Source organism: Faecalicatena contorta (assembly GCF_003149105.1).
GTDB lineage: Bacteria > Bacillota > Clostridia > Lachnospirales > Lachnospiraceae > Muricomes > Muricomes contortus_C.
In genome coordinates, this window is the sequence record NZ_QGDS01000001.1 from 202,017 (window position 1) to 213,802 (window position 11,786).

Genomic DNA, 11,786 nt, shown 5'->3' on the forward strand with positions numbered 1-11,786 from the left:
ATAACTTAGTTTATCTTCACTATAAAAGGAGACACAGTATGCGATCAGAAAAAGAAATGATGGATTTAATCATAGCAGTTGCCAACAATGATGTCCGCATTCGTGCGGCCTACTTAGAAGGTTCACGTGCAAATCCAAATGTACCAAAAGATATCTTTCAAGATTATGATATTGTATATGTTGTTACAGAAACAAGGTCATTCAGAGAGGACAAAGCCTGGATTGATCGATTTGGTGAGCGCTTGTATATGCAATATCCAGAGGAAAATATCTACTACACTTCTGATGTTGAAAATTGCTATGGTTGGCTAATTCAATTCACTGATGGAAATAGATTGGATTTACATGTAAAGACATTAGAAAATGTACTTAATAGTCTAGAATTGTATAAAACACTAGTTGACAAGGACAATATCATGCCTCAAAAACAAGTATTGTCCGATGAAGAATATTGGGTGAAAAAGCCGGTGCCAAATCAATTCTATTGTACATGTAATGAATTTTGGTGGTGTTTAAATAATGTGGCGAAGGGATTATGGAGGAATGAGATTCCATATGCAATGGATATGATAAATTTTCAAATAAGGCCAATGCTTAGGCGGCTGCTGGAATGGAAAATTGGGATTGATAATGATTTTTCAGTCAGCGCAGGGAAATCCGCAAAATACATGGACAAGTATTTGCCGAAAGGGATTTATGAACAATACTTAGAATCTTATTCGAAAGCACAAATAAACGCTATATGGGATGCTGTTTTTCTCATGTGCGATTTGTTTCAGAAAATTTCTTTGGAGGTAAGTGAGAAATTAAATTTCCCCTACGATTTGACAGAAGCAAGAAATAGCAAGAGCTACCTTGAGCGCGTTAAAAGCTTACCGTCCAACGCAACAGAAATATACTAGATTTGCCTATTGCGATGAAGAGGAAGCGCTTTGCCTTAAGGAATACGAATATAAGCGCAAGCAAAATAATACACCCGAAGATATGTTTATACAAATTGATATTCCACTGACATTGGTACATCAATTTGAACTTATGAAAAACGCCGGTTTTAAAACGTTTGAAGTTTTGTATCAAAATTGTGGAACAGTAATTATTAGAGCAGAAAAATAGCAACTAATGAAATGATGTAGGGGGTGATAATGATTGAAGTTCAATGGTTACTATGTCCTATATGTGGCAATAAAACAAGACTGAAAATTAGGAAAGATACAATCCTCGAAAACTTCCCCCTATACTGTCCCAAATGTAAACAAGAATCTCTAATCAATGTGCTACAACTCAATATGTCAGTTATCAAAGAGCCAGACGCAAAGACGCAGAGCCGATAATCAATGAGTACATATCTCTTGATTATCGGCTCTTTTCATATAACAATTTTCTGTTATACGATTGCTGACAAATTTAACAGACATACAAAGCCGTCATTTTCCGTTAAAAATCGGAAAGAGTATACCTGTAATTCTTCTTATTCTGGCGGCTTTGGGATAAGGAGGTTTTTATGTACCCCAAAGCATTTTTTTCTCTGAGAGAAACGCCGCCATATTGTGACGGTTTAATATAGCAGAAAAATTTCATTTACATAGTTTAAAAGTATTATATCAACTTGTGGGCGGCTATTGCGCCCATTTTTTATTCGACACCTTTCGCGCTAATTTGCGTAAAGGTGTTTTTTTGTATCCTTTTTTCACTGACAACGTATGGAACAAGCCTTGTCACTTCGGGCCAACTTGGCCCGAAGTCCGACCTCGCTGTCGTTCCCCTCCCGCTCCATTTCGATTCACTATTCCCTAAAAAATCGAAATGGAGGAACGCCTTATGGCAAAAATCAATCTGCGGGATTATTACCCGTTTTATAATTCAGACTTTTTTGTTGAGATATCAGATGAAATCAAGGACGCTTTGCTGGAAGCAGAACGTTTGGATAAAAACTACATTCGCCGCCGCTTCTATAACAAAGCCCACTATTCGCTGGACGCTGACGACGGGATCGAAAAGGATATTCTTTTTGAATCCCTTTCCCCTTGCGAGATTTACGAGCGTAAAATTACTTCCGAACAACTGCACTCCGCAATCGCTTACTTGCCGGACAAGCAAGGAAAACGAATTTATGCCCATTACATACTCGGTATGAGTAAATCCGATATTGCACGGGCAGAGGGTATAAATGAAAAAGCCGTCAGAGTTGCTATTGAGAAAGGGTTGAAAAGCATGGAGAAATTTTTGAAAAAGTCTTAATTTCCAGTTCCGAATTTGCCTTTCAAATCACATGGCTATTAGAAGGAGTTTTTTCTCCATCTGCCGTTCTTTGACAACTGAATACAGATAACCCGGATACGTTCAATCAAAAGGGAGCCAAGCCACAGGGTACGCCAAAACCGCCCGTTGAAAGGGGGAAAAACCAAACGGAGCGTGAGCGATTCCTACCAACTGTGACAGAGCAGATATGGCAATCTACCCGGCGATAATCTTTTGATTGGTACAATGATACTTACGGTTTGAACGCGTCACAGTATTGACCGTCGCGCCATCAGCATGGGGCGGGGTGAAATTCCCATGAGGGCGGTTGCCGCCGCCTGTCCGGGTTATCCTCTTATTTACCATATAGGAGGCCGCGCCGGGCATTTCTGTCTAATGACAGCCCATTCTTTCCCGGCGCGGCACTCCCCCTATTCTGGCATAGGAGAATCGAAATGGAAAAAGATATGAATTTATCGGAAATACTGCCTGAACCGTGGAGCAACAATGCTTGTCGCGGCTATGTCATTTGGGCAATGGAAAGCTGTGGTTTTAGCTCTGATGATATTCGGCGCGTGGTTATGGAACTGAACGAAAGATTTGACTTCAAATCCATTCACGAAGCAGACGGGCATTACCGGAACAGTCCCTATTGACTTCGGGCCAACTCGGCCCGAAGTATGAGGAAAGATTAACAGCCATCACTTTTGCTTATAAAGTGGTGACTGTTTATGTTTCCTCATAGGACAGCAGGAAACATAAAGTACATTTTTCATTTGAGAAGGAGGCACAAAGCGATGGTAAATCTGGAACAGATCATCACAATGCAAGATGTGGATATTGCCACAGTGGATAAATCACAGTTGACAGATGTTAGCGGAATCGACTTTGATAACAGCCTGCCTCAAAGGGAACGTGCGGCACATATTTTGAAGCAGGTAAAAAACCCTTACTGCTTCCGTCATGGAGATACTGCGGTAAAGGTAGAGTTCCCGGAGGACGGCCCCCCCTTGCAGGATGTAATTACAAACTTTCTTATACGGCAGAAAAGCGGCCTGTAATCGGTCATGCCACTTCGGGCCAACTTGGCCCGAAGTCGGTAATATCAGCTATCTAACGGTATTTTTAAGCCCTCGACAACATTGTTCGCATTATGCTGAAATGGTATAATGTAAGTGTAATGTGATAGGAAGGAGGAAGCATGGCACGAACCAAAAACAGGGAAACAAATACTGCTGTTTCTCAATTTTCGTATAATCCTACACGGTGGAATCTTGCAAAATATATCCGGTTATCCAAAGAGGACTTGAATCGTGGCAAGGACGACAGCAACAGTGTCACCAATCAAAAAAAGTTGCTTGATGATTATTACAGACAGCACCTTGATGAATTTGAAAGCGCCGAAACCTATGTTGATGACGGTTGCACAGGTACAGACACGAACCGGGCAGATTTTCAAAGACTGCTGGCCGACATTTACGCGAAAAAGGTAAACTGCGTGATTGTCAAAGACCTTTCCCGTCTTTCCCGTAACTATACGGACGCCGGGAGCCTGATTGAAAATTTGTTTGTTCAGATGAATGTACGCTTTATCAGCTTGGCAGAGGGCGTAGACAGTTATTTGAACCCTGACAGCGTATCAAGTATTCTTGTTCCTATAACGAACGTAATGAACGACCAGTATTGTTACCAAACTTCAAAGAAAATCCGTCAGGTGTTTGACTACAAGAAACGTAATGGCGAATTTATTGGCTCCTATGCCCCCTATGGCTACATCAAAGACCCCAATGATAAACACGCTTTGTTGGTAGACCATGAAGCCGCCGAAGTGGTAAAGCAGATTTTTTCCATGTGTCTAAGCGGTATGACCGTCAGGGCTATTGTGAATCATCTGAACGACCACGGTGTTATGTGTCCTTCCGTTTACAAGCAAAGTCAGGGATTAAAGTACAAATGCCCCAACGGACAGACACAGCCCATGTGGAGTACCATTACTATCAGCAATATGCTGAAAAATCCCGTCTATGTTGGAAATATGGCACAGGGGCGAAACCGTGTGAAAAGCTACAAGATACACAAAATCGAAGCTGTACCTGAAAAAGACTGGATTGTTGTCCCGAATACCCATGAACCGATTATTGACCGCGAAGCCTTTGAAAAGGTTAAGCAACTGCTAAAGCGTGACACCCGCACTTCTCCAAAACAGAAACAGCTTTATCTGTTTAGCGGCTTTCTCCGCTGTGCGGATTGTGGCCGGGCAATGTCGCGGATAGCAAGCAAGGAATTGTACGTTTACTACCAATGCGGAACATATAAGAGCCTTTCTAAAAAAGCCTGCACTATGCACTCTATTAAAAGCACAAGGCTTGAAGCGGCTGTACTCTATGCAATCCGGCAACAGGTACATCTTGCAGTCAGCTATTCCGCTATTGTATCAAAAATTAACTTGGCTCCGCTCAAAAAAAGCCAGTCGATACGGCTGAATGAACTGATTACCGCAAAAGAAAAAGAGCTTACCAAAATCATGCGGTACAAGCAAGCACTTTATCAGGACTGGAAAGACGGTCATATCACACATAATGATTACCGCCACATGAGTGAAGATTATGAACAGCAAAATGAAGCCATTGGCACAGTGATTGCCAATCTGAAAAAAGAGCGGGACGAACTGGAAAATGGCATTGACACCGAAAATCCTTTTTTAGCAACTTTCCGAAAATACGAGAACATCGACAAGCTGACAAGAGAAATCTTAATCGAACTGGTTGACCATATCAAAGTATACGAGGGCGGCGACATAAGCATACGGTTTAAGTTTGCCGACGAGCTGCGCCGCATTATCCAGTATATCGAAGTCAACTCGCATTTACAGGTAGGATAAGACACCTACACACGAACAGAGCTTGTTGGTTTTCCTAATATATAACACTCATAGGAAATATCATTGGAAATATTGCGATTAATGTGAAGCTTAGCTGGGGAAAAAAGCGCGCTTCAAAGTTATTTAGAGATGTAATGATCAAAAGTGATTATGATTATTCAAATTTGGTAGAAATTGCATATTTAGATGGAAGTGATTATGAAGATTTGTTATTAAATAATGAGACAGCCAAAGGAATAATATTAGAAAAGGAATTTTGAGTATTATTACTGGAGTATCGCTGAGCAGTCACCAGTAGTCTATTTTTATGAAATTAAAAGTGCGAAATTAATTATACGTTATCTCCTTTTGAGATAGAAAGTTGAAGTGGAGGCCAAAGAGTATGGAAAAGAAAGCGAATAATATTGCCATTTCTCGTGCGGATATGGCAAAAGATGTGAATGTGCGCATCGGAATGGCAAAAATCTTCGGAGAAGGTTTTACACAATGGCTTGGTTTTTTCTCGAAAGATCAAGATAAGATTGCAAAAGCGTTTGCTCATATATTTGTGCTAGATCAGTTTTACGTTGCGGTGGTTGGTGATGAAGTAGCTGGGATGGTGGCCTGTACAGATTGCATGACATTGTCTGTTTGCCTTGACAAAAAGGAATTACGAAAGCATTTCGGTTTATACAAGGGCTTTTTAGCTGGAATTTTTCTGAAGAAGGAATTTGAAAAACCTTTTCGAAACCCTCCTTTAAATACAGGTTCTATTGAATTTGTAGGGACATCTTCAAATTTTCGTGGACAGGGCATTTCATTGAAAATATTTGATTACATTTTTGAGAACACTCCCTTTGTTGATTATATAATTGAAGAAGTAGCTGACACGAATGTCCCAGCGATGGCACTGTATCAAAAAATGGGATTTGTCGAGTACAAGTCGAGCTCTGTACCTGTGAAAAAAGCCACTAAAATAGGCATTAACAAATTTATTTCATTAAAATTAACCAAACCTGAATGTTAGCCTTTTAAGAATAAGCCCAATAAATTCCAGTTTGTCCATCAGAATATCAATTTGATAATCGTTGGACTGAGCAGTCGTCAGTAGCAGTCATCAACACACAAGCAGCACACAATTGCGCCGAAAACGCTGGTAAAACAGCCCCTCACAGCTTCTGTCGAGGAGAGTGTTAAAACGGGTAAATTCTGAGAAAATAGCATAAATATAAAGTTTATGATGATTGCATTGACTTTTCATGGTTGGTGCAGTTTTAGTATAATAAAAATAGACTGTTTTTTAATCTCGAAGTTTGATATTATTAGGTTATTAAATCAAAATTTAGTTAAGCAACTGCAATTGTAGATTATTTATATACTGCGAAGGAGTGCAATATGGTAAACAGTTTTTCTTGTACTAATATTTTCACCGGTAATGCTAAGGAGCTAATAAAGTTTTATTGTGAAATACTTGAGATACCCGTGCTGAAAACTGATTGCGATGATTACAATGGTGTCTATCTTGGTTTTATAAAGGATGCGCCATCAATTTGTATTTGGGATGCAGCAAAGTGGAATGTGCCTGTTAGCGGGACAATGTCATTTGTTTTTGGATGTAACAATCTTGATAATACGTGTTTGGAATTAAGGCGGAAAGGTCTTGTCCTTACTCCACCGGAAAAATTTGATTGGGGTACATACGAACTTCGTCTAAAAGACCCGGATAATAACCAAGTAGTGATTATAGAGTATCTAAACAAGTGAACCAAATAGTATAAGCATTTTCGGAGTATAGGGCTGAAAATCAAGTAATGCAATAAATATCAATTTGATGATAGTTGTCCTGAGTTGTCGTCAGATGTGGATAGTAGCATACATACAACTCACAAATGCCCAGTTTCACCTTGAAAAACCAGCCTTCACAGTTTCGATTGAGGAGGCTGCGAAGATTGGGAAGTTTTAAAGAATGTCCATCTTACAAAGGGGATTGATGTTTTAAGATAGCTCACTATTTAAATTAAAAGATTAACAAATGCTAGATCAATCTTCCATGGTTGGTGCAGTTTTACTATAACCCCAAATAGTAGTTGAAATAAATAGAGTATATGATATCATAGTGTAACAAAAGGTATCTGCATTTAGGTGGAGGATATTGTTTCACAAAAGCATGATAATTTAAGAAGGGTAAAAGAGAAATATATGAAAATTATCATAGATGAGGTAAAAGAAACACAAGAAGAATATATACTATTTCATATAAGAGAAATGGATATGAAAGTATCTAATGCCATTCATTACTTAGAAAATATGGATACATTCTTAGTGGGCAAAGCTGATGAGAAATTCTATAAAGTAAAATTTAAAGACCTTTATTACATTGAAACAGTTGATAAAAAAACATTTTTATACACTAATGAAAACGTGTTGGAATCATCAGAGAAGCTATATCAACTAGAGAAAAAGCTGCAATTTGCAGATTTTGTAAGAGTATCAAAATCAATGATTTTAAATATTGATATGATAGAACTTGTATATCCTACGATTAGTGGCAGATTTGAAGCGAAGTTATTGAATCAGGAAGTTGTGGCTATTTCAAGAAGTTATGTTCCTGGATTAAAGAAAAAACTAGGATTAGGAAGGGATTAAGTTTATGAGATCTTTTATAAAAAACAGATGTATTATGTTCTGTATTATATTCTCAGTGCTGGTTTTAATTCATTTTTTTAGAGGCGGAGAGTTGTCCAATGAGGTCGTTTATTCCTTTATGTTTGTATCTTTTTTCTCTAGTGTTATGTCTTTTGTGCTAAAGGATAATGAAAAGTTTAGTGCTCGACGTGTGATGATTTATCAGTTTATATACCTTTGCATTATAATGGTCACTATTGTTGGAATCAGTTGTTTACTGGGGTGGAAACAGTCACTTTCAACAGTAGGTATTAACTTTATAATAGTAATGGGCATCTATCTTTTGATAAAGTATCTGCTATTTACGGAAGATAAGAAAGAGGCGGAAGGAATTAATACTGCTCTTAAAGAGCGAAAGAATAATATGAAATAAAAGAATTAATGCAACTTGGTAGGCCTGATATACCGCTTAGGCATTTTTAGTGGAAATAATTTTGAAATTCTCCTATAGTTGAATCATGAAAAGAAAAGGAGAATTAAAGATGAAACATAATAGAAAAAATACTGAGAATAGTTCTGACTTAAATAATGAAAAAGTAGGAAGAAAGATCACCTTGTTGGTATTGTTATCCCTGCTTATGCCTACGCTGGCAGGTGCTGTCATAGGGGTGGGGGAGATTAAAAATCAAGTGGCTGTATATCTTATTCAGTTTATAGCGATCTTTGTAGGCTGCTTGATCCTGATAGGAATTATAAAGAAAAGTTCGTTTACTTTTAATGATATAGGTTTCCGGGCTGGTCGTGTTGGTAAGTGGATCATTGGTATCGTTGTGATAGAAGCAGTTGCTTTTACGGCTGGAGTTAATTTGGAAATGGATTTAAATACAATTGGGGCACTGGTACTATTTATGGTTTCTGTGGGATTCTTTGAAGAAATCATATATCGTGGACTGATATTGCAATATTTAAACAGAAGAAGTACTAAGATAGCTATTTTTTTATCAACTGCTCTATTTGGAGTTGGACATATTGTGAACTTGTTAGGTGGAGCAGAGTTAAAGGCCACACTTGTACAAATTGTATTTGCCATGCTGTTTGGCTTTGTTTGTGCTGAAGTTGTTTTTCTAACAAACAGTATTGTTATAGGGATTGTATGGCATAGTATACATAATATCATCTCTCAATTAACCGCCACACCATCATCAGAATTGGAGTTTATTATCATAACAGTACAGTGTATAATTCTGGCTGCTCTAGGATATGTATTTTGGTGCAGATTGAAGCTAGAACACACAAATGCACTCTAGATTCTTGAAAAACTGGCCTTCTCAGCTTCTCAATCGAAACTGTGAAGGCTGGAAAGTTTTAAGAATACGCCAGGTTATTCAGTGACTAAAATGAAGAGGTTCTACTATCTGATCAATCCCAGTTTCCGGCCCTTTTCAACTGCGGCCACACGGGAGCTGACTTCTAATTTTCTATAAATGTTCAGAATATGAGTTTTGACCGTAGCAAGAGAAATATATAGTTCTTCACCGATAGCTTTATTGATCTTTCCTTCGGCCAGCCTGGTGAGGACTTCGATTTCCCGTACGCTTAGGATCGTGTTGTTTGGTGCGGTGTAGAAATTAATCATCTCTGAATGGAACGCCAATTCCTTTTCGGAAAATTTTTCGGCAAATAACAGTCCATACTTTTTCTGAACTTTAGCGATTGTCTGCCGGCTGAAATAGAACGGGTAGCGAATGGAATCATAGCAGGCATAATAGATTGCTTCCTGATACAAATCCGGAATCAATCGGCTGCCGTCAGGATAGTGATCAAAAAGAAACTCGATCTTGCACAATGCGGCTTCAGTGATCTTTAAGTATACTTTTTCCTTTCTGGCATAGCTGAGAATATCATCAACGAGTGCAAGAGATTTTGTGGCCTGGCCTTTTTCATTTAAAAGGCGGGCGTATAAGAGTTTGCTGTTCAGCGGCTGCAGGTCAGGAGTGTCTTCATATGTCTGGATATACTGTTCTTTCATAGCGATACCCATTTCATCGAACAACCACAAGTATTTTACCAGATTTGCGGTGACCGTAAGATTCCGATAGATGTCTAGTGATAATAAATGTTTGATTAGGGGTATGCCCTTTTCCTCTTGTCCCGAAAGGCAATAGTATTCGGCCAGATTATGTTCGTAGGCGACCAAGATCTGGCCGCTTTTGTTTTTGATAAAATCGGCACAGAGGTCCAGCATTTCTTTCGCTTTATTGAGTTCCATCTGCTTTAGGTATACACCGGTAATGCTGATATAATGATTCACATAAAAAATGGAAAGAGATTTACTTTTTTCCAATTCTTTGACAATCTGCCGATGTATTTCCAATGACTTCTGAAAATATCCCAGCTCCTCATAATTTTGAGAACGAAGGCTCAGATTAAAAAAATCCATAAAGGGGTTTATCTTATCTTTAGTATAGCTTATACCGCTATCCAGTGAAGCGAGTGCCCCAAGAAAACAATCTTTATAATATAGAAAAGCGGCTCTCACCAGGGTGACAAAAGCTCTTGTAAGCGGCAGCAGTCCAAAATGATTCAGCTCATTGTCTGAAATGATCTCAAAATCCAGCTCCAGAGGATTGTCACTGAATAAAATATGGAGGCCGGTAAAGATCTTATAGGCTGGGTCTTGTTCAATACAGGGCAGTGCTACATGGTAGATGTCAGCACAGCCGGCCAGATCATAGTTACAGTAATGGGCGAAAAACTTTTGAAATGCGAAATCAAGATTAGAAACTGCAATATCCTTTGGTACCTTCATAGCAAAAGCAGTAGTGGTTACATTGAGAGGGAGGGTCATCAGCTGCTGCATCAGGGCGGGGTAGTTCTGAATATTCAGTAAAAGCTGTAATCCTTCCTCGTATTCACCCCTGGTCAGAAAGGCATCTGCAGCAATTTGCAGAATCTGTTTTCTGGTTCCAGCCGGAAGCTGTACAAAATGGGTATTCAGGTATTCACTTAAAATATTATGACAGCGGTAAAGCCCCTCTTTTTCATCCAGACACTGGATCAGCAGATTTTTATTCAGCAGGTTGCTTAACATCACGGGAAAGTTTTCTCCCGGAAATAAAGCGTCACTTATATCCTGGTTAAAATAAGACAGACGGGAGACGGCGACGAGGAAATATTTTTCTTTTTCATCCAGCCGATCATAAATCTCATTGGTCAGATACTCACTGATATAGGTATTATTCAAGTCAGAAGAAAGAATCTCGGCATCTGACTTACCAAAAGATGCCGCGGCAAGCAGCTGAAGTCCGCCGATCCATCCTTCTCCCTTCCCGGCCAGATAAAGCAGGGTCTCATCTTGTAAGGGCAGAGCTAGTGTGTTTTTTAAGAAAAAGAAAGATTCATCAGAAGACAGCGTCAGCAATTTTTCGTCCAGACTAAGGAGTTCGCCCTGCATCAGATAACCGGAAAGATACAGGGGTGGGCTTTCTCTGGTTAAAAGGATGATATGAAAAGAAGCACTCATGTGTGAGAAAAAAAAATCCAGTTCTTTCAGCAGCTTTTCATTGTTAAGGAGATGAAAATCATCCAGGATCAGAAAGATTGGTCCGTTGTTACCGGTACTATGTTCGTCCAGGATATTCAGAAGAGTGGTTAAAAGTATTTCAATATCGTTGGTATGAAACGTATTATTGAAATTTTGTAAATACATATCTTTTGATTCACCTAAATAAGCTGCCAGCGCTTCGATTATATAATTCCAGAAGATCAGGGATTGGTTGGAAGTCTCATCCAGACTGATCCAAACGAAATCCGATGGAACACTTTCTTTAATATAAGAAGCGAGAAACGTCGTCTTCCCGCTTCCCGGTCCACCCTTGATCAAGGTTATTTTATAGTCATCAAGATGTTTTAGCTGCTCAAAAAGAGTTTTTCTAATCATATAGTTTTTTCGGGGCTGTGGAATTTTTAGTCTAGTCGATAAAATATATTGATTCATAAGTCCTCCGATATCATAAACCGGTTTTGCTGCCAGTAAGTTGTTATTTTTATCAGTTTAACGCTT

Annotated in this window: 15 protein-coding genes; 13 read left to right on the forward strand and 2 right to left on the reverse strand. The window is 38.9% G+C overall.

What is annotated here, in order from left to right; translation table 11 throughout:
* Nucleotides 1-38: 38 nt before the first annotated feature.
* The 4 genes from A8805_RS01005 to A8805_RS01020 all read left to right on the forward strand — a co-directional run bounded on the left by A8805_RS01005 (nt 39) and on the right by A8805_RS01020 (nt 2,238).
* Complete coding sequence (locus A8805_RS01005) at nt 39-902, forward strand: aminoglycoside 6-adenylyltransferase (protein ID WP_011988845.1); 864 nt, start codon at nt 39-41, stop codon at nt 900-902.
* A complete protein-coding gene (locus A8805_RS01010) occupies nt 856-1,113 on the forward strand; it encodes a hypothetical protein (RefSeq protein ID WP_181392702.1) in 258 nt (85 codons plus the stop codon). The genes A8805_RS01005 and A8805_RS01010 overlap by 47 nt, the downstream gene beginning before the upstream one ends.
* Nucleotides 1,114-1,142: 29 nt before the next feature.
* The gene (locus A8805_RS01015; RefSeq protein WP_011988843.1) at nt 1,143-1,331 is read left to right on the forward strand and encodes a cysteine-rich KTR domain-containing protein; all 189 of its coding nucleotides are present in this window, start codon (nt 1,143-1,145) and stop codon (nt 1,329-1,331) included.
* A gap of 487 nt (nt 1,332-1,818) precedes the next feature.
* A complete protein-coding gene (locus A8805_RS01020; RefSeq protein WP_109708347.1) occupies nt 1,819-2,238 on the forward strand; it encodes an RNA polymerase sigma factor in 420 nt (139 codons plus the stop codon).
* Between the two features lie 216 nt (nt 2,239-2,454).
* Here the strand turns inward: A8805_RS01020 and A8805_RS22285 are convergent, their stop codons facing one another.
* A complete protein-coding gene (locus A8805_RS22285; RefSeq protein WP_207657663.1) occupies nt 2,455-2,625 on the reverse strand; it encodes a hypothetical protein in 171 nt (56 codons plus the stop codon).
* Nucleotides 2,626-2,693: 68 nt separating this feature from the next.
* On the opposite strand from A8805_RS22285, the gene A8805_RS01025 reads away from it, so the two are divergent.
* The 9 genes from A8805_RS01025 (at nt 2,694) to A8805_RS01060 (ending at nt 9,030) form a co-directional block, all read left to right on the forward strand.
* Complete coding sequence (locus A8805_RS01025) at nt 2,694-2,894, forward strand: hypothetical protein (protein ID WP_011988842.1); 201 nt, start codon at nt 2,694-2,696, stop codon at nt 2,892-2,894.
* A 141-nt stretch (nt 2,895-3,035) separates the two neighbouring features.
* Complete coding sequence (locus tag A8805_RS01030) at nt 3,036-3,299, forward strand: DUF6870 family protein (RefSeq protein WP_009064822.1); 264 nt, start codon at nt 3,036-3,038, stop codon at nt 3,297-3,299.
* A gap of 140 nt (nt 3,300-3,439) precedes the next feature.
* Nucleotides 3,440-5,119, forward strand: coding sequence for a recombinase family protein (locus tag A8805_RS01035; protein WP_055669128.1), 1,680 nt, complete (start codon nt 3,440-3,442; stop codon nt 5,117-5,119).
* A gap of 134 nt (nt 5,120-5,253) precedes the next feature.
* Nucleotides 5,254-5,379 carry a hypothetical protein gene (locus A8805_RS22725; RefSeq protein ID WP_278321202.1) on the forward strand — a complete coding sequence of 42 codons (126 nt, stop codon included), beginning with the start codon at nt 5,254-5,256 and terminating at the stop codon, nt 5,377-5,379.
* A 122-nt stretch (nt 5,380-5,501) separates the two neighbouring features.
* A complete protein-coding gene (locus tag A8805_RS01040) occupies nt 5,502-6,125 on the forward strand; it encodes a GNAT family N-acetyltransferase (protein ID WP_181392704.1) in 624 nt (207 codons plus the stop codon).
* A gap of 368 nt (nt 6,126-6,493) precedes the next feature.
* A complete protein-coding gene (locus tag A8805_RS01045; protein ID WP_109708348.1) occupies nt 6,494-6,862 on the forward strand; it encodes a VOC family protein in 369 nt (122 codons plus the stop codon).
* Between the two features lie 378 nt (nt 6,863-7,240).
* On the forward strand, nt 7,241-7,744 hold the full coding sequence (locus tag A8805_RS01050) for a LytTR family DNA-binding domain-containing protein (protein ID WP_109708349.1): 504 nt from the start codon (nt 7,241-7,243) through the stop codon (nt 7,742-7,744).
* Between the two features lie 34 nt (nt 7,745-7,778).
* Complete coding sequence (locus tag A8805_RS23080; RefSeq protein ID WP_420319460.1) at nt 7,779-8,156, forward strand: DUF3021 family protein; 378 nt, start codon at nt 7,779-7,781, stop codon at nt 8,154-8,156.
* An 85-nt stretch (nt 8,157-8,241) separates the two neighbouring features.
* Nucleotides 8,242-9,030: a CPBP family intramembrane glutamic endopeptidase gene (locus A8805_RS01060; RefSeq protein WP_109708351.1), complete on the forward strand. Its 789-nt coding sequence runs from the start codon at nt 8,242-8,244 to the stop codon at nt 9,028-9,030.
* 104 nt (nt 9,031-9,134) lie between these two features.
* Here the strand turns inward: A8805_RS01060 and A8805_RS22730 are convergent, their stop codons facing one another.
* Nucleotides 9,135-11,720: a helix-turn-helix transcriptional regulator gene (locus tag A8805_RS22730; protein WP_109708352.1), complete on the reverse strand. Its 2,586-nt coding sequence runs from the start codon at nt 11,718-11,720 to the stop codon at nt 9,135-9,137.
* Nucleotides 11,721-11,786: the final 66 nt, after the last annotated feature.